Genomic DNA, 25,415 nt, shown 5'->3' with positions numbered 1-25,415 from the left:
GCCACTGCGCGAAACGCACTGCCAACTTCGGATGGAGCCATGTCCCACCACCATGCCCGCGCCGCGTTTTCAAATATGTGAAATTCCCATATTTGCGCTCGAAGGCTTTGAGATAGGCAACAGTGCTGGGTAGCCGCATCCATTGGGCCGGCTCTTTGCGATACCGGGCCGCAACTGCCGTCGCGTTGAACCACCCTTCATCCGTGAACGAGATGGCGCAGCCGTGGTAATCGGCGATGATGATTTCGTGTTTGGCGTTCATTAGTGCACCTCCGCAACCGGGATGGCGCACGCTAGCAACGCGGCGACGTCTTCTTGCGGGATGATCTTCCAGCCGGATTTGCTAGCGATGCGCTGTTCTGCGCGCGCCCGGCTGATCGCAGGGCCGTAAATGATGCCGTGACGATCGACCACATACACTTCGCCGCTGACTACTTCAGGGGCTGCAGTGTCTGTGATCGGCTTCAGGCTGCTATCCGGCGCGAATGCCTGGCTGGTCTTAAAGTAACCGCCTGGTTGGCCGTCGTCGGGGATGAGCGCGAACTCGTCGAGCATTTCCAGTTCGAGCCAGTCGGGACCGTTGAACCCCGCAGGGGCAATGACGCGAGCGGGATGACCGTCCAACTGGACGAGATCGCCAATGCTGAAGCGGAGGTTAGGCATGGCGCACCACCCCGCCGCTCAACTTGGCCGTGTGGAGGAACGCTTCGACGGAGGTTGCGGCATCGGCCTGGGCCTGCTCCGCTTCGAGGTAGCGCGTAAGGGCGTCAAGGTCGATCTCTTGGGATTGACGTGACTTGCCATCGGCCGGAGCCGTGCTAATATTCGACATGATCTGTGTTCCTTGCTAAGGGTTCACTGCATCAAAAGCCCTGAACGTCGACCGCCAAGAAGTCGTTCGGGGCTTTTTCTTTTATTCTTCAGCCGGTTTTGCGATTTGCTCGGCCTTTACGCTCTCTTCTAACCTGCACACCACTTCGGAGTTGAGACTGCGCCGATTTTCGGATGCCTTTTCTTTCAGGTGATCCTTGAGCTCCGGCGGCATCCTTACTCCGAGTGGTGCGATTTGGTTGGTCTTCATGGTCGCTCCGTTTGTCTACATAGCTACATCATGAAGCTATGCTACACCATGTAGCTATTTCCGCAAGAACTTTTTTGCGACATCATGTAGCTATGGCAACGAAACCCACCCGCGCTCCAACTGCGCACATTGTTCCCTTCGGATTGCGCTTGCAACCGGACGTCAAAGTTCGGCTCGAAGAAGCCGCGACGAAGGCCGGGCGAAGTCTTAACGCGGAGATCGCGGATCGTCTGGAGCGAAGTTTTGATGAGCCGCTTGGGCCGTCAGGAGCGAGCGCGCCCCGCGTGGACGTTGTCCTCGATGCTCGCGGCTACCCCATTTCATGGGACGAAGTCCACGAACACCTTGCCGCAATTCGCAAGACCGGAAATTTCAACATAGTGGCAATGCATACCGCAGTCGTCACGCCGGAAATGGTGAGTTCCAGCGAGCGCGAAGAGAAATCAGCGGATCTTGCGGAGTTCTACAGATACCAAGAGGAGAAAATGGCCGCAATCCAACGCACCGAGCTTCGTGGGCGGCGCAGTACCCCGATCCACTTCCGCGAAGCAATCGAAAAGTCACCGCCACCGCCCGGAAAGATGAAGCCCGGCAAGAAATAACCAAACCGCCCTTGTGGCGGTTTTTTTACGCCCAAAACACAACCACCAGCCGCCCATTGAGGCGGCTTTTTCATTTCTGAATCCGGGGCCTCATGGACGCCAAAGACATGATTGACATGCCAGAGCAGGAATTCCGGCGAGCTGTCGTCGAGCGCTTCAATGCGCAGGGCGCGGCGATAGAAGAGAACACCACGCTGACCAAGACAGTTGCCGAGGACACAGCGTTCATTCGCAGCATCCTTGGCGACGTCGCCGCCGGCGCGCGCCTGATGTGTCGGCTCGCTGCGGCGTGGCGCTTTCTGTTGCGACAGGTGTTCATTCCCGTCGTGCTCCCCCTCGCCGGCCTGTGGACGCTTGTTCGCATCGTCCATCACGAAGCGCTGCCCGAATGGGTGAGTGCCGGCATCAAACTGATCGTGACGATCCTATGAGTCTCACTCCGCAAATCGTTGCCGCCGGGTGCGGCGCTGTGCTGTCGCGCGCTACCCTCTTCGCGCCGTTCATGCAGGCGGCGTGCGATCACTACCAGATCACGCAACCGCTCGACGTCGCGGCGTTTCTCGCGCAGACCGGGCACGAGTCTGATCACCTGCTCTTCACCAAAGAGATCTGGGGGCCGACGGTCGCGCAGCGCGCGTATGAGCCGCCCTCTACGAAGGCAAGCGAACTGGGCAATACGCAACCGGGAGACGGCGAACGGTTCTGCGGTCGCGGGCTGATTCAGGTCACCGGGCGGCGCAATTACACGCTCGCAGCGATCGGCCTCGATCTAGATCTGCTCAACAGTCCCGAGCTGCTCGAGCAGCCGGAGCACGCCGCGATGTCGGCCGGCTGGTTCTGGTTCAACAACAAGCTGAGCGCGCTCGCCAACGCGGGCGACTTCATCACGCTCACGCGACGCATTAATGGCGGTACCGAAGGTCTTGCCGATCGACAGGCGCTGTACGCGGCGGCAAAGAAGGCAATGGGAATCGGCACATAAAAAAGAGCGGCGCTGCCAGAGATTGGCGCGCCGCTCGAACACACACGTGGGGACTCGGAATGCCTCACGCGAGCGGTGAAGATACCAAGTTCCTTTGAGTCTTACTAGACGAAAGACTTGCCGAAGTATTCCTCTGTTAAGCAGTTGTTACCACAACCAAACCCGGCCCCGAGCCGGGTTTCTTCGTTTACGGCCATGACCGACAAACCACCTGTTATTCCGCACGAGCACCTGGTGAAGGTGACTGACGTGGAACTCGAGTATTACCCCGACCACGCGCCGCGCGCGGAGTCGGCGACGTTCCGCCACACGAAGACAGCGGGTCACAAGGCGGGGCTGCGCTGCGCCATCAGCGGCCAGCCGAATCCCGAGTATCACCACGTCTTCTGCGAATGGGCGGACGCCGATGCCGTGGACTGGGTTTCTGTGAAGGCCATCGCCATCGGTGAGATCACGGAAGTGCCGGTGCTCGACACCATCACCGACCAGCCAACCGGCGAGACCTTTCCCGTCGAGCAATCGATGGTCTGGATGATCTGCCAGCTCACTGGCGCGCGCGGCTTCGACTGGCATGCCTTCGACCCGGCCAAGCCCGAGACCTTCATCGATTCGCCGCAGAACATGCTGCCGCTCGATGCGAAGTTCCATCGCTCGCCGACGCACGGCATCCACCACAGAAGCATGCCCACGTTTGTTTTTCAGGGGTATCCGCGCAAAGCCGATTTCGTCTTCACGCCGGATGAAGTCGACCCGCACTGACTCGCGAAGTTTCACCCTTCAATGCCAGACACGATAAGCAGGCCGCAAACGGCCAGACCATTCGGGGCCTCTCAATTCTTTGGAGCATTCATGAATCAATCCTCTCCGGCAGCAACCGGTACCGCTGGTGCGGCGATCGCAGGCCTCGTCGCGCTCATCTCAATGCTGAACACCCGCTTCAACCTCGGCCTGACCGCACAGGATCAAGTCTCGATCGCCGGTGGCATCGTCGTCGGTGCGCACTGGCTGGCCCAGCAGATCGCTGCGCGCTCGACAGCGAATCAAGGCCGACTGCTCAACGTTCAGACGTTCAAGGCGAGCGGGGCATATACGCCCGCGCCGCCGATCACGAACGTCACCGTGTCGAGCGCGGGCCCTGTTGCGCCAATCGCTCCCGCGAACCCGCAGCCGTGATCCGCATCGCCCTGTGCCTGCTGCTGGGCGGCTGCGGTGTGGTTGAGCATGTGCAGGTAGTCCCGGTTATCGATCAGCGAACGCAGGCGCTTTCCTGCTGCATTGCCTATGTGGAAGGAAAATCCGCAGACGGCTCCATCGAAGTCCAGAACAGCGAAATCAAAGGCGTCAGCGTCAAGCTCGGCGCTCGCTGGAAGTTTTAAACCTCCCTCTCTAGGAATCCCGAAATGAAAAAGCTCATGCTGCTCGCGGCAGGCATTGTCGCGTCCGTTCTCCTGTTTGCTGGCTGCTCGTCACTCCCCACGCTGCAGCAGCAATTCACGCAGGCGTGCCCGATCGTGACGGCCGACCTCACGACGCTTTCCACGTCGCCGCTCATCGGCTCTACCGATCAGACTGCGCTCGCGAAAGCCGCGGCTGCCAATAAGGCGATATGTGCCGCCGGTGGCCAGCTCAACGTTACCGATCTGAAGGCGTTCCACGATAGCCTTCTGCCGGCAGCCATCGCGGTCGTGAACGGCAACCCGCTGATTCCCGACCAGACGGCGATCCTGCTCGTGCTGAACACGTTCGGTCCGATCGTTCAGCAGATGGTTGATCAGATCATCACTGCGGCGACGGCTAGCGCAGTTCCTGCCTCGGCACCGGCCGCCGCGTCGACGCCGCTCGCAGGGGCGCCGCTGCAATGACGCCGCGCGACTACGCCCTGCTCGCCCAGGAAGCGTATTCGGCCACTCCAGACATCGGGAAGGCAGATAGCGCCTCGCGCGCTATCGTGCGCACAACCGCAGAGGGCTTGTGCGTTGCCTTCCCGGGCTCGGATAACATCCCGTGCTGGATCGCCGACCTCGATATCCTCACGGTCAACGTGCCGGGCGCGGGAGATGTGCATCGGGGATTCTGGGGCGCATGGCAGGCGATCGCGCCCGAGGTGCTCTCCGCTATCGGTGATCAGCCGGTCACGCTGGTTGGCCACTCGCTGGGCGCTGCGATCGCGATTTGCGCGGCGATCTCTTTGACGCTGGCCGGAAAGCCGCCGCTGATGGTCTACGGCTTCGAGCCGCCGCGCGTAAGCCCCGGTGCCGGCGTTCGAACGCTGCTCGCCAAAGTGCGCATGCTACTGACGCGGGACGGCCTCGACTTGGTCACCGACCTTCCTCCCGACTGGGATCAGGCTGCGGCGCTGACGGAGATCGGAACGCCGTTCATTCCCTTTCCGAATGTGCCGGACCATATGCTGGATCGGGTGATCCCTGCATTGTCATAACCCTACAGGCGGCGCTCCGCAGCGTCGCCTGCATCCATCTCCGCGTCCATTGGCGCACATCAATCAGCCCGCGTCAGCGGCGCATCTTCGAACGGCTCAAACTCGTCATCGTACTCATTCACCCTGCAGTCGCAGTCAACGCACGTCCAGTGCGCCGGCACGTTGCCATAGGCCGGATGAAACTCTTCAGGCTCAAGTCTCCGCGCGCACAGCGGGCAATACATAGCGGTCATGTTGTCTCCTTCGGCGTGTCCGGCGGTTTGGGTGGTGACAGGAACCCCATGCGCGAACGCTCCGTCTGCATGATGATCCGGAGCTGGTAAAGCGCGACCAGTTGCCCGAGGCCTTCGTCCCTCCAGCATCGCTCAACGGTCTCTCGGTAGCCATCGATTTGCTCGACGAGGTCGCGGAGCCGGATCACTTCAAGCACAGCACGCCGCACGATTTCATCGTCAGAGTGACGGTAAAGTTCGCGCAACTGATCGGTGGTTGGCGACGCGAAGTCGGGGAGTTTTTGGCGCATGGTTATCACTGTATGGATATACAGTACGATACGCCAAACGAGAGAATTTATCTTCTCTCCAATAACCCACAGGCCATCCTATAACCCAAATGAAAAAGGCCCCCAAGCTGGGAGCCTTATGTATCCTGTGGCGGAGAGACGGGGATTCGAACCCCGGATAGGTTATTAACCTATACACGCTTTCCAGGCGTGCGACTTAAACCGCTCATCCATCTCTCCGGCGGGAGCCGAATTATAGCAAACTCTGGGGCCTGCGCCACCCCCGCCCCAAAACCGCCTCAAAACGCCGCACGACGCGCCGCAAAAAGGCCGTCCAACCGCCCTCACGGATGCCGGATATAGTCCACCAGCGCCCGCGTATAGGCGTCCGGCCTGCGGTCGACAAGACTCACCAGTATCGCCACCAGAAACCCTGCCGGCACGCCGAACACGCCCGAGCTGATCGGCTCGATACCGAACCAGCGCGCGCCTGCGAACCCCGTCATCTGCGTGAAAAAGGGGTACGTCGAGACAATGTAATAGATGCACACCACCAGCCCAGCCACCATCCCGGCCACGGCGCCAAGGCGCGTCGTACGCTTCCAGAAAACACCCAGCACCAGCACCGGAAACAGACTCGACGCCGCCAGCGAAAACGCCGCGCCCACCAGAAACAGAATATTCCCCGTGTTCAGCGACGCCACATACGACGCAAACAAGGCCACGCCCAGCAGCAGAATCTTCGAAATGGTGACGCGCCGCTGGCTCGATGCCGCGGGATCGACCATGTGGTAGTAGACGTCGTGCGAGAGCGCATTGGCGATCGTCAGCAGCAAGCCGTCCGCGGTGGATAACGCCGCCGCCAGCGCCCCCGCTGCGATCAGCCCCGACATCACATACGGCAGCCCCGCAATCTCCGGCGCAGCCAGCACCACCATGTCCGGCTGCATCTGGATCTCGCTCCATTGCACGATACCGTCGCGATTCGTATCCGCGAGGCTGATCAGATTCGGCTCGATCCGCAGCCATTGCGTCAACCACTGCGGCAGATCCGCGAACGGATGCCCCACCAGATTCGTGAGGATCTCGTACTTCATCAACACCGCCAGCACCGGCACCGTCAGATAAAACAGCGCCACGAAGAACAGTGTCCAGCCAACCGAGCGCCGCGCCGATGCCACGGACGTCGTCGTGTTATAGCGCGTCAGAATATGCGGCAAGCTCGCCGTCCCCAAAGAGAGGCACAGCAGCAGCGACAGAAAATTGCGCTCGTGCGTCTGCCGGTCTTCGGCGCTGACAGAGGGAAACGGGTCGGACATCGGCACCGGCGACGAGGCGCGCATCAGCAAGGTCTCGCGCTGTTGAGTCCAGACAATGCGTGCAGCAGCAGCGTCGCGCGGAAAACCTTCCAGTGCGTGTTCGCTTGTGTTGATGTCGCGCAACGGGCCGTTATGGCGCCGCAGATCCGCAATCGTCTGGATCAGGTGCTGCTTCTCATCGACGAACGATTGCGGCAACCGGTCGATCTGCGTCTGCATCTTCGCCGCCTGCAGCCGGTAGCTGTCGCGCACGCTCTGGTCGAGCGGTGCGTCGCGTACCTGACGCTCGAGCGTTTCGACACGCGCCATCACGCGTCCGTAGTTGAACTGCGGCACCCAGCCGAGGCCGTCCTTATGCGCGATCATCGAAACAGGAATCAGGATCGCGAAGATCAGGATGATGTATTGCGCCACCTGGGTCCACGTCACCGCGCGCATGCCGCCGAGGAACGAGCACACCAGAATGCCCGCCAGCCCGCAGAAGATGCCCACCGCAAAATCGACGCCGATAAAGCGCGACGCAATCAGCCCGACACCTTGAATCTGCGCCACCAGATACACGAACGAACACAGGATCGCGGCCAGTGCAGCGAGTCCGCGCACGGCATTGCTCGAAAAACGTGTGCCGAGGAAATCGGGAATCGTGTAGCGCGCCAGCTTGCGCACATACGGCGCCAGCAGAAACGCCGTGAGACAGTAGCCGCCCGTCCAGCCCATCAAATACGCGAGGCCGTCGTAACCCGTGACGTAGATCGAGCCGGCAAGACCAATGAACGACGCGGCCGAAAGCCAATCAGCAGCCGTCGCCATGCCGTTGAACGCCGACGGTACGCGCCGCCCGGCAACGTAGTACTCGACCAGATCGGAGGTGCGCGACAGCAGGCCAATCACCGCATACACGGCAATCGGCACGAACAGGAACACGTAGCCGATCCACACGCCCGGCCCGGTCACCTGTTCGATGCGCCACATCACATAGATAAAAGCAAGAAAGCCGAGCGTATAGAGCGCGTAGGAGCGGATCAGCCGGTGCGTAAGCGTCATCGGCTCAGTTTCCTCGCGCGGCGGACGTGCTGTGCGCATCCGCTTCGAATGCGCGCTGCAGCGTACGGTCGGCGCGGCGCATCAGCACGATGTAGATGACGATCAAGGCCACATAGATCAGGATCGCCCCTTGGGCGCCGACATAAAACGGCAGACTGAAGCCGGCAAAGCGCAGAGGCGACAGCGCGGGCGCGGCCAGCGGCACGACGAACGACACCACAAAGCCAACGGTCATCAACGCGGCGATCAGCACCAGGTTGAAACGCCAGTACCGTTGATGCGCGCGCGCCATCGCGTCCGAGACCGGCGGCGGTTCGGGCGGTGGGTTCAGCGCGGTTTGCGAAGGGGTATGCGGCGCGGCCATGCGCCTATGTATCAAAAAGCCACTGCGCAGGCAATCGGGATTGTCCGCTTGGCGCGCAAGGCGCCCTTGCATAAAAAAGGCGCATCCGAAGATGCGCCCTGGCGGCCGTCAACTCAAAGCAGGCTCACCGCACGCTCACAGCGACTCGCCCAGTTGATCGAGAATCGCCGGATTCTCCAGGGTCGACACGTCCTGTGTAATCTCCTCGCCCTTCGCCAGCGACCGCAGCAGCCGGCGCATGATCTTGCCGGAACGCGTCTTCGGCAGATTGTCGCCGAAGCGGATGTCCTTCGGCTTCGCAATCGGCCCGATCTCCTTGCCGACCCACGCGCGCAGTTCGTTGGCGATCTTCACGGCTTCCTCGCCCTCCGGACGCGCGCGCTTGAGCACCACGAACGCACAGACCGCTTCGCCGGTCGTGTCGTCGGGACGGCCCACCACGGCCGCTTCGGCGACGAGCGAATTGGACACCAGCGCCGACTCGATCTCCATCGTGCCGAGCCGGTGACCCGACACGTTCAGCACGTCGTCAATGCGGCCCATGATCGTGAAGTAGCCGGTTTCCTTGTCGCGCACCGCACCGTCGCCGGCGAGGTACAGCTTGCCGCCGAGTTCTTCGGGGAAATAGCTCTTCCTGTAGCGGTCCGGATCGCCCCACACGTTACGCAGCATGGACGGCCACGGACGCTTGACGACCAGGATGCCGCCCTGCCCGTTCGGCACGTCCTGACCGGTCTCGTCGACGACCGCGGCCATGATGCCCGGCAACGGCAGCGTGCACGATCCCGGCACCAAAGGCGTAGCGCCCGGCAGCGGCGTGATCATGTGGCCGCCGGTTTCGGTCTGCCACCACGTATCGACGATCGGGCAACGGCCGCCGCCGACGTTCTCGTGATACCACATCCACGCCTCCGGATTGATCGGCTCGCCGACCGTGCCGATCACCCGCAGCGACGACAGGTCGTAGCTCTTCGGATGCACCTTCGAATCGGCATCGGCGTATTTGATCAACGAGCGGATGGCAGTGGGCGCGGTGTAGAACAGCGTCACCTTGTGCTTCGCGATCATCTCCCAGAAGCGCCCGGCGTTCGGATAGGTCGGCACGCCTTCGAACACGACCTGCGTGCCGCCGAGCGTCAACGGACCATACGTGATGTAGCTATGGCCGGTGATCCAGCCGATATCGGCGGTACACCAGAACACGTCGGTGGGCTTCCAGTCGAAGGTCCACTTCAGCGTCTGCGCGGCCCACAGCAGATAGCCGCCGGTGCTGTGCTGCACGCCCTTCGGCTTGCCTGTCGAACCGGACGTATAGAGGATAAAGAGCGGATGTTCCGCCTCCACCCACTCGGGCGCGCATTGATCCGACTCGCCCTGGGTGATCTCGTGCAGCCACAGATCGCGTCCTTCGTTCCAGGCAATCTTGCCGCCGGTGCGCTGATAGACGATCACGCTCTTGACCGCTTCGCAGCCGCCCATCGCGAGTGCTTCGTCGGCGATGTTCTTCAGCGGCAGCGCCTTGCCGCCGCGCATCTGCTCATCGGACGTGACGAGCGCCACTGCGCCCACGTCGACGAGCCGCTCGTTCAGCGACTTCGACGAGAAGCCGCCGAACACGACCGAATGCGTCGCGCCGATGCGCGCGCAGGCCTGCATCGCGACAATGCCTTCGATCGACATAGGCATATAGATCACCACGCGGTCGCCTTTCTTCACGCCGCGCTTCTTCAACGCGTTGGCAAACCGGCTGACCCGCTGCAGCAGATCCTGGTAGGTGACGTTGGTGACCGTGCCGTCGTCGGCTTCGAAGGCAATCGCCACGCGCTCGCCATGGCCCGCTTCGACGTGACGGTCGAGGCTGTTGTACGACGCGTTCAGCAGGCCGTCTTCGAACCACGTGTAGAACGGCGCTTTCGACTCGTCGAGCACCTTGGTGAAGGGCTTTTTCCAGCTCAGCGTCTCTTTGGCAAGACGCCCCCAGAAGCCTTCGTAATCGCGTTCCGCTTCGGCGACGAGCGCCCGGTACGCGTCCATGCCGGAGATCGTCGCTCCCGCCACGGCTGCGGCAGGCGGTGGGAAAACGCGGCGTTCCTGAAGAACCGATTCAATCGCAGACATCGACTACCCCTTGGTGAAGATGAAACCTCAAACTATGCCGGCGCGTTGACGACGCGCCCTGTCCTGATGACGCCGCGCAGTGCTTTCGCGGCGTGTGTCTCCTGCCCTCGCGCCATGCGCGGCCAACGGCACACCCCATGCGGCACTGCACCATACATGGCCCATGTCCGCGTGGCCCGCTCATCACCAGGATAAACGTTGCAACTTACCGGCCACTTACGCGAGAACATCACAGACCGCGATGCTACGCGTTTGGCAGCTTGTGTGTTGGCGCAACACGCTTGCTGGCACGTGATCAGCAAGCGCCTCGCCTACTGCCGCAATGCCTTTACGGTATTCATCACGCCCTTTTACAATGCTAACTGAACTAGCCGTCCGGACTCCAGCTTGAATCGCTACTCTCTGTTTCTCATCGCGGCAATGCTGCTCGTCGGCAGCAATGTCGGCATCGGCAAGTCGATCGTCGCGTTTGTTCCCGTTCCTCTGTTCGCACTATTGCGATTCGTCATTGCAATGGCGGTGCTGGGGCCGTTACTGCGCCCCGCCAGATTGCGCCGCGTCAAACCGGGCGAATGGCTCAACCTGTTTCTACAAGCGTTGTTCGGCACCTTCGGGTTTACGCTGCTGATGCTCAACGGCGTGCATCGCACCAGCGCCGTGGCCGCAGGCGTGATCACCAGCACCATCCCCGCCGTGGTCGCACTGTTTTCGTGGCTGTTCCTGAGAGAGCGTCCGGATGGCCGCGCGCTCGCGTCGATCGTGCTCGCCATTGCCGGCGTTGTCGTCATCAATCTGGTCCATGCCGATCACGACGCTGGCGCGGAAGGCTCGCTCGCCGGCAATCTGATGGTGCTGGGCGCCGTGTGCTGCGAATCGCTCTACGTGATTCTGTCGCGGCGCCTCACGCAGACGCTCGAACCCATCGACATCTGCGCTTACACGCACCTGTTCGGCCTGCTGCTGATGCTGCCGCTCGGCGCCGGCGCGCTCCTGCATTTCGATTACGCCAGCGTGCCGATCAGCGTCTGGATGCTGGTGCTGTGGTACGGCCTGTCGGCCAGCATCTTCTCGTTCTGGCTCTGGATGAAGGGCATCCGCCACGTGCCGGGCAGTCTCGCCGGTGTGTTCAGCGCGGTTTTGCCGGTGGCCGCCGCGCTCTACGGCATCGTGTTCCTCGGCGAGCGGCCGACGTTCGCGCACGGCATCGCGCTCGCCTGCGTCGTCGTGGGAATCGGACTGGCGAGCCTGAAGGTGCGGCGCGTGCCGCCCATGGCGTCCTGAATCACGTCGTGCATCAGGTTCCGCCTGGGCTGCCGGATGCGTCGGCAAGCCGCATTGACAGGATTGCCGGCCTCGCTGAGGTAAACCCCAGTGTCGCTGTACAATAGCGCGCCTGCCGCGAGCCTTGACGGCGAGCCTGGCCGTGTCCATGCCGATCGACCTCGGCCCGACCGAGTTCAGCCCGATCCTATCGCCCTGACTTTTGCCCATGTCCGCTCCGCGCCCCGACTACGCTGGTAAAACGCGCCGCCCGATGCGACCCATTCCCGCGCTCATCTTCATGAGCCGGTGGTTGCAGTTGCCGCTTTACCTCGGCCTGATCGTCGCGCAAGCCGTCTATGTCGTGCTGTTCGTCAAGGAAGTCTGGCATCTGGTCACGGCTGCCATGACGCTCGACGAAACCAACGTCATGCTGGTGGTCCTCGGCCTGATCGACGTGGTGATGATCTCGAACCTGCTGATCATGGTGACCATCGGCGGGTACGAAACCTTCGTCTCGCGGCTGGGCGTCGAAGGTCATCCGGACGAGCCCGAATGGCTCGATCACGTGAACGCCGGCGTGCTGAAAGTCAAGCTCTCCATGGCGCTGATCAGCATTTCGTCCATTCACCTGCTGAAGACTTTCATCAGCCCCGACCTGAATTCGACGCACACCATCATGTGGCAGGTGATCATCCACCTGGCGTTCCTCGTGTCCGCAGTCGTGATGGCGCTGGTCGACCGTCTGACCACCCATACCCATCCGGTGCATTTTCATGAGCCTCATGCACCGGCTGAACCGCAACCCGTTGCCACTCCCCTGAAGGTGCAAGACTGATCGCGCAGCCGCTGCGACCAGTACGACAAGCGCCACTGTCCCCACTGAGCTACTCATGACCGTCATCAAACAGGAAGATCTGATTCAGAGCATTGCTGATTCGCTTCAGTACATCAGCTATTACCACCCGCTCGATTACATCCAGGCCTTGGGCCGTGCGTACGAACTCGAAGAGAGTCCGGCCGCGAAAGATGCGATCGCGCAGATCCTGACCAACAGCCGCATGTGCGCCGAAGGCAAGCGCCCCATCTGCCAGGACACCGGGATCGTCACGGTGTTCGTGAAGGTGGGCATGGACGTGCGTTGGGACGGTGCGACGATGGGCGTCACCGAGATGATCAACGAAGGCGTGCGCCGCGGTTATCTGAACCCGGACAACGTGCTGCGCGCGTCGATCGTGAGCCCGCCGGAAGGTGCGCGCAAGAACACGAAGGACAACACCCCTGCCGTGATCCACTACGAGATCGTGCCGGGCGACAAGGTCGACGTTCAGGTGGCAGCCAAGGGCGGCGGCTCGGAGAACAAGTCGAAGTTCGCGATGCTCAATCCGTCGGACTCGATCGTCGACTGGATCCTGAAGACCGTGCCGACCATGGGCGCCGGCTGGTGCCCGCCGGGCATGCTGGGCATCGGCATCGGCGGCACCGCTGAGAAAGCGATGCTGATGGCGAAGGAATCGCTGATGGACCCGATCGACATTCAGGACGTGATCGCGCGCGGCCCGCAGGACTGGATCGAAGAACTGCGTATCGAACTGCATGAGAAGGTCAACGCGCTCGGCATCGGCGCGCAAGGTCTCGGCGGGCTCGCTACCGTGCTCGACGTGAAGATCCTGGCTGCACCGACGCACGCGGCATCCAAGCCGATCGCGATCATCCCGAACTGCGCCGCTACGCGTCACGCGCATTTCACGCTGGATGGCTCGGGCGTCGCCAGACTCGAAGCGCCGTCGCTCGACGCATGGCCGAAAGTCCAGTGGGAACCGGACACGGAAAAGAGCAAGCGGGTCGACCTGAATACGCTGACGCCGCAAGAGGTCGCCAGCTGGAAGCCGGGCCAGACGCTGCTGCTGTCGGGCAAGATGTTGACGGGCCGCGACGCGGCACACAAGCGCATCGCCGACATGCTCGCCAAGGGCGACAAGTTGCCGGTCGACTTCACCAACCGCGTGATTTACTACGTCGGTCCGGTCGATCCGGTACGCGACGAGGCCGTCGGTCCGGCGGGCCCCACCACCGCAACGCGGATGGACAAGTTCACCGAGACCATGCTGTCGCAAACCGGCCTCATCTCGATGATCGGCAAGGCCGAACGCGGCCCGGTCGCCATCGAGGCGATCAAGAAGCACAAAGCGGCTTACCTGATGGCCGTCGGCGGCGCGGCGTACCTCGTCTCGAAGGCAATCCGCAGCGCAAAGGTGCTGGCCTTCGAAGATCTCGGCATGGAAGCCATCTACGAGTTCGACGTGCAAGACATGCCGGTGACGGTGGCGGTCGATTCGAACGGCACCTCGGTGCACCAGACCGGGCCGAAGGAATGGCAAGCAAAGATCGGCAAGATTCCGGTCGCCACGGTCTGATCGACCGTTTAAAATTCGCCGTCCGTTGATGAAAGCCGGGGCCCGGGCTCCCGGCTTTTTTCTTTGCAACGGCCAGGTCTGCAGAATGAGAACTACTCAATGTCGCGCCACGCGAGATTGACGTCAAAAAGCGTATTCAGCCTTGGCTTTTTCGGGTCGGGCGTTTATTGTTGTTGAAAAATTCGTAATTCAGAGCCCCATAAGGAACGATCATGCAAGGCGATAAGAAGGTCATCGAATATCTAAACGCCCAGTTGAAGAATGAACTGACCGCAATCAACCAGTACTTCCTGCACGCGCGGATGTATAAGCACTGGGGGCTCGATAAACTCGGCAAGCACGAGTACGACGAATCGATCGGCGAGATGAAGCACGCCGACTTGCTGATCGAACGGATTTTCATGCTCGACGGCCTGCCGAATCTGCAAGATCTCCATAAGCTGCTGATCGGCGAAGAAACCAAGGAAATCCTCGAGTGCGATCTGAAGCTCGAACAGATTTCGCAGAGCACCTGCAAGGAAGCCATCGTCTATTGCGAATCAGTTCGCGATTTCATCTCGCGCGAAATCTTCGTGAAGATTCTCGACGACACTGAAGAGCACATCGACTGGCTGGAAACGCAACTGGACCTGATCGACAAGGTCGGCATCCAGAACTACCAGCAAAGCGGCATGGGCTCAGTCGAGTCCTAAGCGCTACCGCCCGTGCCATGCAGGTTGCATCGCACGGGCGCAGGCTGATTGCCCCTTCGTTCGATTGTCCGTTCTACTGTACCTTCGCCTCTTCCTGTTCCTGTGACCGCATCCGTGCCACCCGTGCCTACTGATTCGTCAGACGCAGGTCTTGCTGCGCCAGCTTCCCGTGCCGCCATCGCTCTGCCGGCAGGACCGGCTCCCATAGGCGTCTTCGATTCGGGCCTCGGCGGCCTGTCGGTGTTGCGCGCGGTGCGCGCGCAACTGCCCGGCGAGACGATCATCTATGTGGCGGACTCGCTATACGCGCCGTATGGTGAACGGGACGAAGACTTTATCGGCGACCGCACGCTGGCTATCGGCCAATGGCTCGTTGCACAAGGCGCGAAGGTGCTGGTGGTGGCATGCAACACGGCAACGGCGCAGTCCATCGCGATGGTCCGCGAGCGTTTGCCGATCCCGCTGGTCGGCGTGGAACCGGGTATCAAACCCGCCGCGGCACAGTCGAAAACCCGCGTGGCCGGCGTGCTTGCCACACAGTCCACATTACGCAGCGCGCGCTTTCAGACCTTGCTGGAACGCTACGCCGCCGACTGCCGCTTCCTGTGCCAGCCAGGCCACGGCCTCGTGCAAGCCATCGAGCGGTGCGACATCGGCTCGGCCGAACTGCGCGCGCTGCTGCGCGGCTATCTGGAACCCATGCTCGACGCCGGCGCCGACACCCTGGTGCTCGGTTGCACGCACTATCCGTTTCTGGATACGGCGATCCGCGATATCGTTGGCGACCGGATGACGCTGATCGATACCAGCGTGGCCATTGCCCGCCAGCTGGAACGTGTGCTGGAACAGAACGCCCTGCGCGCCGAACCGGCCGCGACCGTCGATCTGCCCCGCTTTTGCTCGACAAGCGACGGCGCACATCTGCAACAACTCGCTGCCACCCTGCTGCAGCTCGATGCCCCTGTCGAGCGGGTGGTGATTCCGTCGCGCCGCACGCTCTCCCTCGCACCGGACTCGCAGGCCGCCTGAGCCGCGTCATCCGGGCCGTACGGATCGGATCCCCGCCAGGCGGCGCGCTCCGATCCGGCCCCCGCACCGCCCTCGCCGTACCCCTTCTAAGAGTCTGGTTTTGTTACAAAAATCAGCGCAGGACGCTTGCCAAACGGCCCAAACAAAATGATAATAATTCGCATTAACGTTAGCTATTGCGCTCAACCATGATTGTCTGCGTGTGCAAGTCAGTATCCGACCGTAAGATCCGCGCCTCGATCGCAGACGGCGTCGACTCGTTCGACGAACTGCAGTTCGAGCTGGGCGTCGCCACCTGCTGCGGCAAGTGCGAAGAGTCCGTGCGCGACGTCATGGCGCAAAGCGGCGTCTGCGCCAGCCGTTGCGGAGTCGAGCATCACGCACAGGCGGTGCCGCTCACGTTTTACGAACGCAAGGCCGCCTGACCCTGCAGGCGCGGCGTTCGCCGTGCCCGCCTGAACGCTTCGCGCGGCCTCTAGTTTTAGTCCACTGCCGTCAGCAAGCCAGTACTCGTTACCAGCCAGCTACCCGCTCACCTTGTTAGGAGGAGGAGATGGAATTGCTGATTGGTTTCGTGACCACACTGTGCATTTCGCTGCTGATATTCCGAAAATGACGTTGATTTGTCTGACGTGCGGTATCGACGGCGCGCGGCCGCGCTGACATGGGCGCCTCGCATACCGTCACCGCCGGCCCCGCGCCGGAGTATTCCCCCCGCATGAATCCACGCACCGTCGCGGCGACCGTCACGGTGGCCGCTATCCACGTGGTACTGCTTGCCGTCATCTTGAGCGTGCGCAACGAGCCGCCCGTACGGGCTCTCGAGTCGCGCACGATGACCGCCGAACTGCTGAGTCCTGCGCCTGTCGCGGCGCCGGTTGCGTTGCAGTCGCTCACCCCGCCGCCGCCCAAACCTACGCCACCGGTCCCGCGCGTGAAGCCGAAGATGCAGCCGCATCCGACGCCCAAACCCACGCCAGTGCCGTTGCCCGAAGCGGCTGCGCCGTCGCAGAGCGCGCCCGCCGCGGCAACCGAACCCACGCCGCCCGCGGCGCCGGCTCCTGCTGTTCCGCCAGCGGCGGAGGCACCCGCGATCGGCCGTCCGACGATGGAAATCGCCGCGCCCAGGAACGTGTCACATCTCGACTGCAACATTGCCCGGCCAGACTACCCGGCCATCTCGAAGCGGCGCGGTGAAACCGGCACGGCTTACGTCAGGTTCGTCGTGGGCCTGACCGGCAGCCTCGAAAACATCGAACTGAAAAAGAGCAGCGGCTACGACCGCCTCGACGAGGCGGCGCTCGACGCCGTGCGGGCAAGCAGTTGCAAGCCCTACCTCGAGAACGGCACGCCGGTTCGGGCCGCGTACACCCAGCCGTATCAATTCGGCCTGAACGACTGAAACAGATTTTAAAAAAAGGAATGGCAATGCAGAACTACGGAATAGCGCACGTGTGGGCGCAAGGGGATTTTGTGACGCGCGGCATCGCGCTCGCGCTGTTGATCATGTCGGTGTTGTCGTGGAGCGTGATCGTCATCAAGGCGTGGAACGTGATGCGTCTGAAGCGCCTGACGAAAAACGCCGATCAGTCGTTCTGGCATTCGGACGATCTCAGCGACGGCGTAGCGAAGCTCGGCGCGGGCACCTCGCGGCCGCAGGACAATCCGTTTCTCGCGCTCGCCCTGTCGGGCCAGGAAGCCGCCGATCATCATCACCAGACGCAGCCGCATCTGCACGACCGCATGGACGTGTCCGACTGGATCACGCGCTGCCTGAAGGACACCATGGACGACAGCGTCGCGCGCATGCAAAGCGGTCTGGCGATTCTCGCCTCGATCGGCAGCACGGCGCCGTTCGTCGGCCTGTTCGGCACGGTGTGGGGCATCTATCACGCGCTGCTCGCCATTGGCGCAAGCGGTCAGAGTTCGATCGATCAGGTTGCCGGGCCGGTCGGCGAAGCGCTGATCATGACCGCGTTCGGCCTGTTCGTCGCGATTCCGGCGGTGCTCGGCTATAACGCGCTGACGCGTGCCAACAAGGCGCTCGTCACCAAGCTGAACCGCTTCGCCCACGGCCTGCATGCTTTCTTCGTGACGGGTGCGCGCCTGTCGTCGTCGAAGCGCGGCGACGGCCTGCGTCTTGCCACCCGCGTCAACTGATCAGCGAGGCACTCCGATGGCAATGAGCCCCTTCGCCAGCGACGACGATGACGGCCTGATGAACGAAATCAACATGACGCCGCTCGTCGACGTCATGTTGGTTCTCCTGATCGTCTTCATGGTGACCATTCCGGTGATCCGTCACGCGGTGAAAATCGACCTGCCGCACGCGAGCAGTCAGAAGGAAGAAATCAAGCCGCTTCAGATCAATGTGTCGATTGCCGCTGATGGTAGCGTCATGTGGGACGACCAGAAGGTCAGCGACGAAACCTTGCGCACCAGGATTGCCCAGGCCGCGCAGGCCGACCCGCAGCCGGAACTGCATCTGAACGCGGATCGTAAGGTCGCCTATGAAAAGGTCGCCCAGGTGATGTCAGCGGCACAAGCCGGCGGCCTGACCAAAATCGGTTTCGTCACGCAGCCTGTGAGCCACTAGCGGGCCCCTGGCAGCCGCCAGCGCAAAAACGCCGAAATGCCGCTTTTTTAAGGGCTAAAAGTAAAAGGCCTTCATCGTCGGATGAAGGCCTTTTTTGTGCGCACTCGGCGCCTTCGGGCGGCGGGATCACTTGCCCTCAGAAGTTTGTTGAGAGCTCGTTGGATCACCACATGCGACGGCCGTGGTCGACACGGACAGCGCGCTCAGCCCTATCAGGCTCGCTATGATAGCGGCCATGAGTTTCCGCATAAGAGACTCCTTAGCGAAGGGATTTCACTATAAGCCCGTCAGCGTCCGCATTCAAGCAAACAGCCATTGAAAGTACTCATCACCGGCGACGCTTAAATGCCAAAAGCGATACGCACGTGCTGGCTCGCCACTTGATTGCATGCGCTTATGCGGTTGCAGAAATCGAAGCCGACGCGGCAAGCGGCGTGACAACGGTGCGCTCGGTTTTGCGCTTTTCTTCAGCGGCAGGGCATTCGCCCATGATGTGCTTGCCGGTATCCGGATCCAGCATTTCGACCAGGTAGTCGACGAATGCGCGAACCGCCGGCACCATCCCCTGACGCGACACGAACACTGCGTAGAGTTGCGGCGCAGGCAGCGTCCAGCCCGGCATGACCGGCGACAGTTGCCCCGCGCGCAGCGCTGCGCCATACATCATCTCGGGCAGCGCCGCGATGCCCACGCCCGCCAGCACGGCCTCGCGGATTGTCATCAGGTCGGCGCTGACGAGACGCGGTTCGTGTTCGATAGCGTGACGCGTGCCATCCGGCGCGATCAGCTGGAACACGTGACGGCCGTCGGTGGTCGGCGTATCGAGGGTCTCGAAGTGGCTCAGGTCGGCGGGCAACAGCGGCGGTGCATTCTGCTGCAGCAGGCTCGGCGCACCCACCAGCATCTGCTCGGTGCGCCACAGCGGTCGCACCACGATATTGGCGTTTTCTGGCGGCTCGGAACGCACGCGCAGCGCGACGTCGATCGAATCTTCGAACAGGTCGACCACGCGATTGGTCACGCGCATCACCACGCGTACTTCCGGATAGCGGTGCATGAATTCCGGCAGGATCTGCGACAGCAGCGTCTGCGACATGGTGACGGGCACACTGACGCGTACCGTGCCGCGCGGCGACGAACGCAACTGCTGCACCACGTTGACGGCCGCCTGCGCCTCGGAAAGCATGGCCTGACAGTGCTGGTAAAACAGCTGGCCCGCCTCGGTCAGCGCGAGCTTGCGCGTGGAGCGCTGCAGCAGGCGCACGCCGAGCGACGCCTCCAACTCCGTCAAACGGCGCGACAGGCGCGACTTGGAGATGCCCAGCACGCGCTCGGCAGCGGAAAAACCACCGTGTTCGACGACCTGAGAAAAGTACATCAGGTCGTTCAGGTTATGTGAATCGATCTTCATCTCATCGTTCCATGAATAGAACAATCCATTGCGTGACGATGGCTGCCACCGCAGAAAACGGTCCCTATAATAGCTCCATGTTTCAGAAATAACGCTATTCCCCATTTTTCAAGGTGACTTTTGATGAGCTCGACACGCACGATCGAACGTACGTATCCCGCGGTTCGCACGACCGAAGGCGGCGGCTTTATCGTCCACCGCCCGTTTCCGACCCGGCTGCTGATGGACTTCGATCCGTTTCTGCTGCTGGACGAAATGGGTCCGGTCGACTACGCGCCGGGTGAAGCCAAGGGCGCGCCGGACCACCCGCACCGTGGCTTCGAAACGGTCACCTACGTGCTGGAAGGCGAGTTCGGCCACAAGGATTCAGCCGGCCACTCGGGCACATTGCGCGCCGGTGACGTGCAATGGATGACCGCAGGCGCCGGCGTGGTCCACAGCGAAATGCCGGGCGAGGAATTCATCCGCACGGGCGGCCGCGTGCACGGTCTGCAATTGTGGGTGAACCTGCCGCGCAGCGACAAAATGATCGCGCCGCGCTACCAGGAAATGCCGTCGTCGAAGATTCCGGTTGCCACGTCCGAAGACGGCAAGGTGCGCGTGAAAGTGATTGCCGGCGAAGCGCTCGGCGTGAATGCCGCCATCGAAACCCGCACGCCGATCCTGTATCAGCATTTTTCGCTGCAGCCGGGCGCGAAAATCGTTCATCCGGTGCCGCCGAACTACCGCGTGTTCGCGTACGCGCTGGCGGGCAAGGGCCTGTATGGCGACGCGGGGCGCGAGATCGACGCGCAACAGATGGTGGTGTTCAACAACGACGGCGACACGGTAATGCTCGCCGCCGGCGACGAGCCGCTCGAAGTCCTGCTGCTCGGCGGCGTGCCGTTGAAGGAACCGGTGGTGCGCTATGGTCCCTTCGTAATGAACACCGAAGACGAGATTCGCCAGGCCGTGACCGACTATCAGGCCGGCCGCATGGGACAGATCGCGCACTAGATGCATAGGGTGCGGTGAGCGCGCCCGCGCCGCCGTGCGACGCGTGGCTGCAACCGCCCCGTCGTCGCTCGTCGTTGCTACGCCTCGCTCGACGCACTGGCACGCGAGGGGCGGATCCACACAAATTCGTTCACAATAGCAATTCATACCGCGCGCCGCAGCCATTGCGCCGTGCGGCAAATCCCGTCCCTGTTCAGGAGCACGCATGGCAGAGTCCACCCTCACCGCCCACATCGGCTCGACGAATTTTCAGGTTCTTCTCGACGATGGCAAGCACACGTGGCTTGCCGACGAACCGGAGTCGCTCGGTGGCGGCGATCGGGGCCCTGGTCCGGTGTCGCTTCTGCTCTCCAGCCTCGGCGCCTGCACGTCCATCACGCTGAAGATGTATGCGCAGCGCAAAGGCTGGCCACTCGGAGATGTGCGCGTCACGTTGTCGATCGAGACCGGCGACGCAGGTTCGACCATTGACCGGCGCATCGTGCTCGAAGGCGATCTCAGCGACGAGCAGCGGGAACGTCTATTGCAAATCGCCAATGCGTGCCCGGTTCACAAGATCCTGACGCAACCGATTTCGGTGCGCACGGGTCTGACCGCCGCCTGACACAGGACGCGCGGCGTGTCGCAGCGCGCCGACATTTGAACGTAACGCAGTGCTTACAGAGGAAGCCGTCGTCTTGAATTTCGAACACCTTATCCAGATCAACGATCCGTTGAATCCGTTCGTCGAAGCCATGACGCGCGAGCAGTTGTGGGAAGGACTGGTGCTACGCGCCGAGCAGCCGCAACTGTTCGTACTGGGACTCGACTCGTGCACGATCCTGTCGCGCACCGAGAGCACCCTCGAGCGCGAATTGCACTACGGGCAGGTGAGCGTGCGCGACCGCGTCACGCTGCTGGCGAAAGACAGCGTGCGCTATGACATCCTCGCCACGGAAACCTACGTGGGCGGGTCACTGACAATGAGCATCGAGCAGCCGGACGAACTGCAATTGTTCCTGCGCTTCGAGTACGCAACCACGCTGCCCGTTTCGGATGATCAGGACGCGCGCCAGACGCAAGAGATCGTCAAGTCGGCGTATCGCGAATCGGACATCGACACGGTGCGGCTGATTCGCCAGTATGTGCAGTCTCCCAAGGAGCCGGGTGCATTGCACTGAACGAATGGACAATGGCTATCGGAATGCCCTTCCGATGAATTCACCAACCTTGTAAATAGGAATAGTTATCATTTAGAATTACTCCATCGAATCGACTAACCGATGGCACGAATGACCGACCTCACGCGCTCTCCCACGCTTAGCCTGCGCCGCCCCGCCGCTGCCGCGCTAACCAGCCGTCCGAAAGCCAGTACGACGGCCGTCGCACCCCGCGCTGTCGCTGAGCGCAGCAGCAGCGTCGCGGCAACCGCAGCGCCCGCTGTCAGCAGTGAAACATTGTTGAAAGGCCGCAGTCACGTGAGCATCGTGCACAACGGTGAGACTTACCAGCTTCGCGCCACACGGCTGGGCAAACTGATTCTGACGAAGTAACGACAGACGTACCGGGTATTGTGGGGACCACCTCTTCGAGAGGTGTTGGGCATTAGCCAGCCACGACGGCTTGCACGTGAGAACTAGACCCCTTCGTGCAGACACCAAGCCAGCCGTCGCAGCAAGCCAGGCCGTTTTTTTGGTTCTCACCCAATGCGGACATGCGTGATGGCGCGTGTCGCAACAACTGAATGTGTCTGGATTGACGAAGCCGCGTGGATGAAGACATCCCGCGGCTTTTGCTTTGGCGGCGCGGCGAGGCGTCTGGACTCAACGACGCAACACGCAAGCCGGCGAGGCTGCGTCAGTCCTTTAACGCTCTGCGGCAATCCCAAGCGCGGCAATGCCGGCGCGAGCCACCGCCGCATCCTGCTCGGACTTTACGCCGGACACGCCAATCGAGCCGACCACCTCCTCTTCGAAGACGATCGGTACGCCGCCCTCCACCATGGCGACGAGCGGCGCGCTCAGGAACGCCGTGCGGCCGTTCTTGACGATATCTTCGTAGACCTTGGTTTCGCGGCGCCCGATCACGGCCGTGCGGCCCTTGCCCATGGCCATTTCGACAGTGCTGGGCGCGGTGCCATCCATGCGGTGCAGATGGAGCAGATGACCGCCGTCGTCGAAGATCGCAACGGTCACCTTCCATTGATTGGCAACCGCGTGCGCTTCGGCAGCGGCAGCCATCTTCTTGACGTCTTCGTCGGTCAGTGCAGGTTTGGTTCTCACAGGCAGCCTCTCTGTTGCTGAACTCAACACGCCGTTAGCGCGTCCAGCCCCAGAACATGAGCCACCAGGCACTATCGACGACCGCGAGCGCGATGGTGAACCATACCATTGCAAGGCCGCGCTGGAAAAGCCGTTCGCTATAGCGCCGCGTAACGAGCCACGCGAGCCACGCGCTCCACAGGTTGGACACCACCAGTATCGCGATACGCACGTCCGACGCCCACCACAGCGGCACGTGTTCCGCGCGCAGCAGCGACAGCGTGGTCGCCGAGAGTCCAAGGAACACGCCGGCCCCGGCAAGCGGAATCAGCCCCTGCGCCAGATGATGCAGCCGTACGAAGTCGAAGCGGCCCAGCGTGCGCGTCGCGCCCATTAGCACGACCAGCAAGGTCGTGCCGTAGACGAGCCCTGTGGCGAGGATATAGCCGATCACCATCATGCCGTCCAGCCACGAAAACACGTCGTTCTGCTCGGGGTAGTGCGTGAAGAGGAACCACGGTGCGTTGGTGTCGAGCGGCCAGGTGATGTTGCGATCGATCAGCCAGGTCGCGAGGAACGTCTTCAATTCGATGAACCACGGCGAGGCGGTCCAGTGAAACGCGCCGATCGCGATGCCGAGCAGGCCATACAGGATGAGAGCGGTATCCCATGCGCTCGCCTGCCTGTCGCCCAGCTCGACCACCTCCGACGACGGCGCGCGCCACGTCAGCGCAATCGCATCACGGTGACCGCTGCAGCGGCCGCACATATGACACGACGACGCGCCCTTCATGTTGCGCAGCGGCACGAGCGGCGCACAGTTGATCGGAATCACGCGATGGCCATGTTCGCCCTCTTTGTACGAGCGGCGCCACGCGTCTTCATCAACCTTGTAGTGAAACGGCGCGAGCCGCGCCAGAAGCGAAAAAACCCCGTTGACGGGGCAGAGGTATTTGCACCAGACGCGTTTCTCTCGCCCGTAGAGCAAACCGATGATCATCGCCGCGAAGGTCGAGCCGCCCAGCACCAGCAACACCGCTTTGGGATACTGGTAGACGCTCACCATCTGTCCGTAAATGGTGGTCAGTCCAAACGCCACGAAGGGCCAACCGCCCCAGCGCATCCAGCGTGGAATGGCCCAGCCGCGGCCGTATTTGCTGGCGAATTCGGCGAGCGCGCCTTCCGGGCACAGCACGCCGCACCACACGCGCCCGAGCATCACCATCGAAAGCAGCACGAACGGCCACCAGATACCCCAGAACACGAACTGCGCGGCAAGCGTGAGGTTGTTCCACAGATGCGCCGTTTCGTCGGGCAGCGGCATCACGGCCGGCACGAGAATCAGCAGCGCGTAGACCGCGACCACCCCCCACTGGACGCCCCGAATCAACGCCCCATGGCGTTGCATCCACTGGCCCGCCTCGGCGAGACGGCCTCGTTGACGGGTGCGGCGCAACACGTCGCTCATGCTGCGCGTCCCGCCGCTTGCTGCGCCGGCCGGCGATTCGCACGGCGCACCAGCAGATAGACCACGGCCCAATACGCCACGTACGCAATCAGGTTCATCAACGCCGGATGCGCGCGATAGCCGGTCAGCGTGGCGACGAGCGAACCGAAGGTGCTGGAGTCGTCAAGCAGCTTCGAGGTGTCCCACAGCTGATCGACGATGGTGGGCAGAATTTCCTTGTCGATCAGCTTGTCCACGCCGGTCTGAAACAGCCCTGCGCCGAGGAACAGCAGCATGATTTCCGTGACGCGGAAAAAGAGCCGCCACGAGAAGAATTTGCCGCCCAATTGCAGCGCGTAAAAGGTCAGGAACGCAAGGGCAAGGCCGATCAGAACCGCCAGCATCTGGCTGCCGGCCACGTGGCCCGACTGGCCGAATCCGAGGCCATACAGGAAGATCACCGTCTCGCTGCCTTCGCGGGCAATGGCCAGCGCGACCAGCACCGCCACGCCCAACCAGTTCGAATCACGCGTGCTCTTTTGCAGCGACTGTTCCATGTCACGCTTGAGCGTGCGGCCGTGCTGCTTCATCCACAGCACCATTTGCACGATCAGCACGCAGGCGACCAGCACCATGGCAGTCTGGAAATAGTCCTGCGCGTCGCCGGACAGCACCTCGGTAAAGCCGACCAGCGCCGCGCCCAGCGCCACCGCCGCCAGAATGCCGATGCCAACCCCCGCCCACAGGTACGGCAGGCCGCGTTGCGCGTCTTCGTCGCCGTTCTTCAGCCACGCATACAGAATACCGACGACCAGCAGCGCTTCGACGCTCTCCCGCCACACGATGAACACAACCTGACCCATCGAACTTCTCCT

Annotated in this window: 34 protein-coding genes and 1 tRNA gene; 21 read left to right on the top strand and 14 right to left on the bottom strand. The window is 62.1% G+C overall.

Annotated features, from left to right (window positions below; translation table 11 throughout):
* The 4 genes from VGH41_RS17030 to VGH41_RS17015 form a co-directional block, all read right to left on the bottom strand.
* Positions 1-262 (bottom strand): KilA-N domain-containing protein (locus tag VGH41_RS17030; protein ID WP_331598669.1); only part of this gene is annotated, 262 nt, incomplete at its 3' end.
* Entirely contained in the window at positions 262-663 is a 402-nt protein-coding gene (locus VGH41_RS17025; RefSeq protein WP_331598668.1) for a hypothetical protein, read from the bottom strand. The genes VGH41_RS17025 and VGH41_RS17030, both read right to left, overlap by 1 nt.
* On the bottom strand, positions 656-832 hold the full coding sequence (locus tag VGH41_RS17020) for a hypothetical protein (RefSeq protein WP_331598667.1): 177 nt from the start codon (positions 830-832) through the stop codon (positions 656-658). The genes VGH41_RS17025 and VGH41_RS17020 overlap by 8 nt, the downstream gene beginning before the upstream one ends.
* An 81-nt stretch (positions 833-913) precedes the next feature.
* Entirely contained in the window at positions 914-1,081 is a 168-nt protein-coding gene (locus tag VGH41_RS17015; RefSeq protein ID WP_331598666.1) for an Arc family DNA-binding protein, read from the bottom strand.
* Between the two features lie 92 nt (positions 1,082-1,173).
* Between VGH41_RS17015 and VGH41_RS17010 the strand changes: the two genes are divergently transcribed.
* The 8 genes from VGH41_RS17010 to VGH41_RS16975 all read left to right on the top strand — a co-directional run bounded on the left by VGH41_RS17010 (position 1,174) and on the right by VGH41_RS16975 (position 5,105).
* A complete protein-coding gene (locus tag VGH41_RS17010) occupies positions 1,174-1,683 on the top strand; it encodes an Arc family DNA-binding protein (protein ID WP_331598665.1) in 510 nt (169 codons plus the stop codon).
* 92 nt (positions 1,684-1,775) lie between these two features.
* Positions 1,776-2,114, top strand: a complete 339-nt coding sequence (locus tag VGH41_RS17005; RefSeq protein WP_331598664.1) for a hypothetical protein — start codon at positions 1,776-1,778, stop codon at positions 2,112-2,114.
* A complete protein-coding gene (locus VGH41_RS17000) occupies positions 2,111-2,665 on the top strand; it encodes a glycoside hydrolase family 19 protein (protein ID WP_331598663.1) in 555 nt (184 codons plus the stop codon). The genes VGH41_RS17005 and VGH41_RS17000 overlap by 4 nt, the downstream gene beginning before the upstream one ends.
* A gap of 195 nt (positions 2,666-2,860) precedes the next feature.
* Positions 2,861-3,424, top strand: coding sequence for a hypothetical protein (locus VGH41_RS16995; RefSeq protein ID WP_331598662.1), 564 nt, complete (start codon positions 2,861-2,863; stop codon positions 3,422-3,424).
* 90 nt (positions 3,425-3,514) lie between these two features.
* The gene (locus VGH41_RS16990; RefSeq protein ID WP_331598661.1) at positions 3,515-3,838 is read left to right on the top strand and encodes a hypothetical protein; all 324 of its coding nucleotides are present in this window, start codon (positions 3,515-3,517) and stop codon (positions 3,836-3,838) included.
* Entirely contained in the window at positions 3,835-4,041 is a 207-nt protein-coding gene (locus VGH41_RS16985; RefSeq protein WP_331598660.1) for a hypothetical protein, read from the top strand. Before VGH41_RS16990 ends, VGH41_RS16985 begins: the two co-directional genes overlap by 4 nt.
* Before the next feature lie 36 nt (positions 4,042-4,077).
* The gene (locus VGH41_RS16980) at positions 4,078-4,527 is read left to right on the top strand and encodes a hypothetical protein (protein WP_331598659.1); all 450 of its coding nucleotides are present in this window, start codon (positions 4,078-4,080) and stop codon (positions 4,525-4,527) included.
* A complete protein-coding gene (locus tag VGH41_RS16975) occupies positions 4,524-5,105 on the top strand; it encodes an alpha/beta fold hydrolase (protein ID WP_331598658.1) in 582 nt (193 codons plus the stop codon). Before VGH41_RS16980 ends, VGH41_RS16975 begins: the two co-directional genes overlap by 4 nt.
* Before the next feature lie 59 nt (positions 5,106-5,164).
* On the opposite strand, the gene VGH41_RS16970 is transcribed toward VGH41_RS16975, so the two are convergent.
* The 6 genes from VGH41_RS16970 to acs form a co-directional block, all read right to left on the bottom strand.
* A complete protein-coding gene (locus VGH41_RS16970; RefSeq protein ID WP_331598657.1) occupies positions 5,165-5,338 on the bottom strand; it encodes a hypothetical protein in 174 nt (57 codons plus the stop codon).
* Positions 5,335-5,628 (bottom strand): hypothetical protein, encoded by a 294-nt coding sequence (locus VGH41_RS16965; protein ID WP_331598656.1) that lies wholly within the window; start codon positions 5,626-5,628, stop codon positions 5,335-5,337. The genes VGH41_RS16970 and VGH41_RS16965 overlap by 4 nt, the downstream gene beginning before the upstream one ends.
* 128 nt (positions 5,629-5,756) lie before the next feature.
* Positions 5,757-5,847 (bottom strand) — tRNA-Ser (locus tag VGH41_RS16960).
* Positions 5,848-5,951: 104 nt separating this feature from the next.
* Complete coding sequence (locus VGH41_RS16955; protein ID WP_331598655.1) at positions 5,952-7,970, bottom strand: sodium:solute symporter family protein; 2,019 nt, start codon at positions 7,968-7,970, stop codon at positions 5,952-5,954.
* 4 nt (positions 7,971-7,974) lie between these two features.
* Entirely contained in the window at positions 7,975-8,334 is a 360-nt protein-coding gene (locus VGH41_RS16950; RefSeq protein ID WP_331598654.1) for a DUF4212 domain-containing protein, read from the bottom strand.
* 135 nt (positions 8,335-8,469) lie between these two features.
* On the bottom strand, positions 8,470-10,452 hold the full coding sequence (gene acs / locus VGH41_RS16945; protein WP_331598653.1) for an acetate--CoA ligase: 1,983 nt from the start codon (positions 10,450-10,452) through the stop codon (positions 8,470-8,472).
* A gap of 387 nt (positions 10,453-10,839) precedes the next feature.
* Between acs and VGH41_RS16940 the strand changes: the two genes are divergently transcribed.
* From VGH41_RS16940 to VGH41_RS16900, 9 genes are all read left to right on the top strand, one after another.
* Positions 10,840-11,733 carry a DMT family transporter gene (locus tag VGH41_RS16940; RefSeq protein ID WP_331598652.1) on the top strand — a complete coding sequence of 298 codons (894 nt, stop codon included), beginning with the start codon at positions 10,840-10,842 and terminating at the stop codon, positions 11,731-11,733.
* A gap of 208 nt (positions 11,734-11,941) precedes the next feature.
* Positions 11,942-12,550: a TIGR00645 family protein gene (locus tag VGH41_RS16935; RefSeq protein WP_414696675.1), complete on the top strand. Its 609-nt coding sequence runs from the start codon at positions 11,942-11,944 to the stop codon at positions 12,548-12,550.
* 55 nt (positions 12,551-12,605) lie between these two features.
* Complete coding sequence (locus tag VGH41_RS16930; protein ID WP_331598650.1) at positions 12,606-14,129, top strand: fumarate hydratase; 1,524 nt, start codon at positions 12,606-12,608, stop codon at positions 14,127-14,129.
* A 212-nt stretch (positions 14,130-14,341) separates the two neighbouring features.
* Complete coding sequence (gene bfr / locus VGH41_RS16925) at positions 14,342-14,821, top strand: bacterioferritin (RefSeq protein ID WP_331598649.1); 480 nt, start codon at positions 14,342-14,344, stop codon at positions 14,819-14,821.
* Positions 14,822-14,998: 177 nt separating this feature from the next.
* A complete protein-coding gene (gene murI, locus VGH41_RS16920) occupies positions 14,999-15,850 on the top strand; it encodes a glutamate racemase (RefSeq protein WP_331598671.1) in 852 nt (283 codons plus the stop codon).
* A 188-nt stretch (positions 15,851-16,038) separates the two neighbouring features.
* Positions 16,039-16,275 carry a (2Fe-2S)-binding protein gene (locus VGH41_RS16915; RefSeq protein ID WP_331598648.1) on the top strand — a complete coding sequence of 79 codons (237 nt, stop codon included), beginning with the start codon at positions 16,039-16,041 and terminating at the stop codon, positions 16,273-16,275.
* Positions 16,276-16,514: 239 nt separating this feature from the next.
* Positions 16,515-17,252, top strand: a complete 738-nt coding sequence (locus tag VGH41_RS16910) for an energy transducer TonB (protein ID WP_331598647.1) — start codon at positions 16,515-16,517, stop codon at positions 17,250-17,252.
* A 26-nt stretch (positions 17,253-17,278) separates the two neighbouring features.
* Positions 17,279-18,010, top strand: a complete 732-nt coding sequence (locus tag VGH41_RS16905; protein ID WP_331598646.1) for a MotA/TolQ/ExbB proton channel family protein — start codon at positions 17,279-17,281, stop codon at positions 18,008-18,010.
* Between the two features lie 16 nt (positions 18,011-18,026).
* Complete coding sequence (locus VGH41_RS16900; protein ID WP_331598645.1) at positions 18,027-18,446, top strand: biopolymer transporter ExbD; 420 nt, start codon at positions 18,027-18,029, stop codon at positions 18,444-18,446.
* Positions 18,447-18,840: 394 nt separating this feature from the next.
* Here the strand turns inward: VGH41_RS16900 and VGH41_RS16895 are convergent, their stop codons facing one another.
* Entirely contained in the window at positions 18,841-19,857 is a 1,017-nt protein-coding gene (locus VGH41_RS16895) for a LysR family transcriptional regulator (protein ID WP_331598644.1), read from the bottom strand.
* Positions 19,858-19,980: 123 nt separating this feature from the next.
* On the opposite strand from VGH41_RS16895, the gene VGH41_RS16890 reads away from it, so the two are divergent.
* The 4 genes from VGH41_RS16890 (at position 19,981) to hemP (ending at position 22,385) form a co-directional block, all read left to right on the top strand.
* The gene (locus VGH41_RS16890; RefSeq protein ID WP_331598643.1) at positions 19,981-20,853 is read left to right on the top strand and encodes a pirin family protein; all 873 of its coding nucleotides are present in this window, start codon (positions 19,981-19,983) and stop codon (positions 20,851-20,853) included.
* Between the two features lie 205 nt (positions 20,854-21,058).
* Complete coding sequence (locus tag VGH41_RS16885; protein ID WP_331598642.1) at positions 21,059-21,457, top strand: OsmC family protein; 399 nt, start codon at positions 21,059-21,061, stop codon at positions 21,455-21,457.
* Between the two features lie 73 nt (positions 21,458-21,530).
* Entirely contained in the window at positions 21,531-22,013 is a 483-nt protein-coding gene (locus VGH41_RS16880; protein WP_331598641.1) for an SRPBCC family protein, read from the top strand.
* Between the two features lie 111 nt (positions 22,014-22,124).
* Positions 22,125-22,385 carry a hemin uptake protein HemP gene (gene hemP, locus VGH41_RS16875; protein WP_331598640.1) on the top strand — a complete coding sequence of 87 codons (261 nt, stop codon included), beginning with the start codon at positions 22,125-22,127 and terminating at the stop codon, positions 22,383-22,385.
* A 312-nt stretch (positions 22,386-22,697) separates the two neighbouring features.
* Here the strand turns inward: hemP and VGH41_RS16870 are convergent, their stop codons facing one another.
* The 3 genes from VGH41_RS16870 to VGH41_RS16860 are packed head-to-tail and all read right to left on the bottom strand — an operon-like array spanning position 22,698 to position 25,403.
* Positions 22,698-23,114, bottom strand: coding sequence for a heme-binding protein (locus tag VGH41_RS16870; RefSeq protein WP_331598639.1), 417 nt, complete (start codon positions 23,112-23,114; stop codon positions 22,698-22,700).
* A gap of 34 nt (positions 23,115-23,148) precedes the next feature.
* A complete protein-coding gene (locus tag VGH41_RS16865; protein ID WP_331598638.1) occupies positions 23,149-24,561 on the bottom strand; it encodes a 4Fe-4S binding protein in 1,413 nt (470 codons plus the stop codon).
* Positions 24,558-25,403, bottom strand: a complete 846-nt coding sequence (locus tag VGH41_RS16860; protein ID WP_331598637.1) for an FTR1 family iron permease — start codon at positions 25,401-25,403, stop codon at positions 24,558-24,560. The genes VGH41_RS16865 and VGH41_RS16860 overlap by 4 nt, the downstream gene beginning before the upstream one ends.
* Positions 25,404-25,415: the final 12 nt, after the last annotated feature.

The organism is Paraburkholderia sp. (assembly GCF_036488795.1).
Taxonomy (GTDB): Bacteria; Pseudomonadota; Gammaproteobacteria; order Burkholderiales; family Burkholderiaceae; genus Paraburkholderia.
This window is presented reverse-complemented; position numbering and strand designations above follow the sequence as displayed.

Coding starts and splice junctions, on each gene's coding strand:
- VGH41_RS17025 (WP_331598668.1), bottom strand. CDS start 663: ATGCCTAACCTCCGCTTCAGCATTGGCGATCTCGTCCAGTTGGACGGT.
- VGH41_RS17020 (WP_331598667.1), bottom strand. CDS start 832: ATGTCGAATATTAGCACGGCTCCGGCCGATGGCAAGTCACGTCAATCC.
- VGH41_RS17015 (WP_331598666.1), bottom strand. CDS start 1,081: ATGAAGACCAACCAAATCGCACCACTCGGAGTAAGGATGCCGCCGGAG.
- VGH41_RS17010 (WP_331598665.1), top strand. CDS start 1,174: ATGGCAACGAAACCCACCCGCGCTCCAACTGCGCACATTGTTCCCTTC.
- VGH41_RS17005 (WP_331598664.1), top strand. CDS start 1,776: ATGGACGCCAAAGACATGATTGACATGCCAGAGCAGGAATTCCGGCGA.
- VGH41_RS17000 (WP_331598663.1), top strand. CDS start 2,111: ATGAGTCTCACTCCGCAAATCGTTGCCGCCGGGTGCGGCGCTGTGCTG.
- VGH41_RS16995 (WP_331598662.1), top strand. CDS start 2,861: ATGACCGACAAACCACCTGTTATTCCGCACGAGCACCTGGTGAAGGTG.
- VGH41_RS16990 (WP_331598661.1), top strand. CDS start 3,515: ATGAATCAATCCTCTCCGGCAGCAACCGGTACCGCTGGTGCGGCGATC.
- VGH41_RS16980 (WP_331598659.1), top strand. CDS start 4,078: ATGCTGCTCGCGGCAGGCATTGTCGCGTCCGTTCTCCTGTTTGCTGGC.
- VGH41_RS16975 (WP_331598658.1), top strand. CDS start 4,524: ATGACGCCGCGCGACTACGCCCTGCTCGCCCAGGAAGCGTATTCGGCC.
- VGH41_RS16970 (WP_331598657.1), bottom strand. CDS start 5,338: ATGACCGCTATGTATTGCCCGCTGTGCGCGCGGAGACTTGAGCCTGAA.
- VGH41_RS16965 (WP_331598656.1), bottom strand. CDS start 5,628: ATGCGCCAAAAACTCCCCGACTTCGCGTCGCCAACCACCGATCAGTTG.
- VGH41_RS16955 (WP_331598655.1), bottom strand. CDS start 7,970: ATGACGCTTACGCACCGGCTGATCCGCTCCTACGCGCTCTATACGCTC.
- VGH41_RS16950 (WP_331598654.1), bottom strand. CDS start 8,334: ATGGCCGCGCCGCATACCCCTTCGCAAACCGCGCTGAACCCACCGCCC.
- acs (WP_331598653.1), bottom strand. CDS start 10,452: ATGTCTGCGATTGAATCGGTTCTTCAGGAACGCCGCGTTTTCCCACCG.
- VGH41_RS16935 (WP_414696675.1), top strand. CDS start 11,942: ATGTCCGCTCCGCGCCCCGACTACGCTGGTAAAACGCGCCGCCCGATG.
- VGH41_RS16930 (WP_331598650.1), top strand. CDS start 12,606: ATGACCGTCATCAAACAGGAAGATCTGATTCAGAGCATTGCTGATTCG.
- bfr (WP_331598649.1), top strand. CDS start 14,342: ATGCAAGGCGATAAGAAGGTCATCGAATATCTAAACGCCCAGTTGAAG.
- VGH41_RS16915 (WP_331598648.1), top strand. CDS start 16,039: ATGATTGTCTGCGTGTGCAAGTCAGTATCCGACCGTAAGATCCGCGCC.
- VGH41_RS16910 (WP_331598647.1), top strand. CDS start 16,515: ATGGGCGCCTCGCATACCGTCACCGCCGGCCCCGCGCCGGAGTATTCC.
- VGH41_RS16905 (WP_331598646.1), top strand. CDS start 17,279: ATGCAGAACTACGGAATAGCGCACGTGTGGGCGCAAGGGGATTTTGTG.
- VGH41_RS16900 (WP_331598645.1), top strand. CDS start 18,027: ATGGCAATGAGCCCCTTCGCCAGCGACGACGATGACGGCCTGATGAAC.
- VGH41_RS16895 (WP_331598644.1), bottom strand. CDS start 19,857: ATGAAGATCGATTCACATAACCTGAACGACCTGATGTACTTTTCTCAG.
- VGH41_RS16890 (WP_331598643.1), top strand. CDS start 19,981: ATGAGCTCGACACGCACGATCGAACGTACGTATCCCGCGGTTCGCACG.
- VGH41_RS16885 (WP_331598642.1), top strand. CDS start 21,059: ATGGCAGAGTCCACCCTCACCGCCCACATCGGCTCGACGAATTTTCAG.
- hemP (WP_331598640.1), top strand. CDS start 22,125: ATGACCGACCTCACGCGCTCTCCCACGCTTAGCCTGCGCCGCCCCGCC.
- VGH41_RS16865 (WP_331598638.1), bottom strand. CDS start 24,561: ATGAGCGACGTGTTGCGCCGCACCCGTCAACGAGGCCGTCTCGCCGAG.
- VGH41_RS16860 (WP_331598637.1), bottom strand. CDS start 25,403: ATGGGTCAGGTTGTGTTCATCGTGTGGCGGGAGAGCGTCGAAGCGCTG.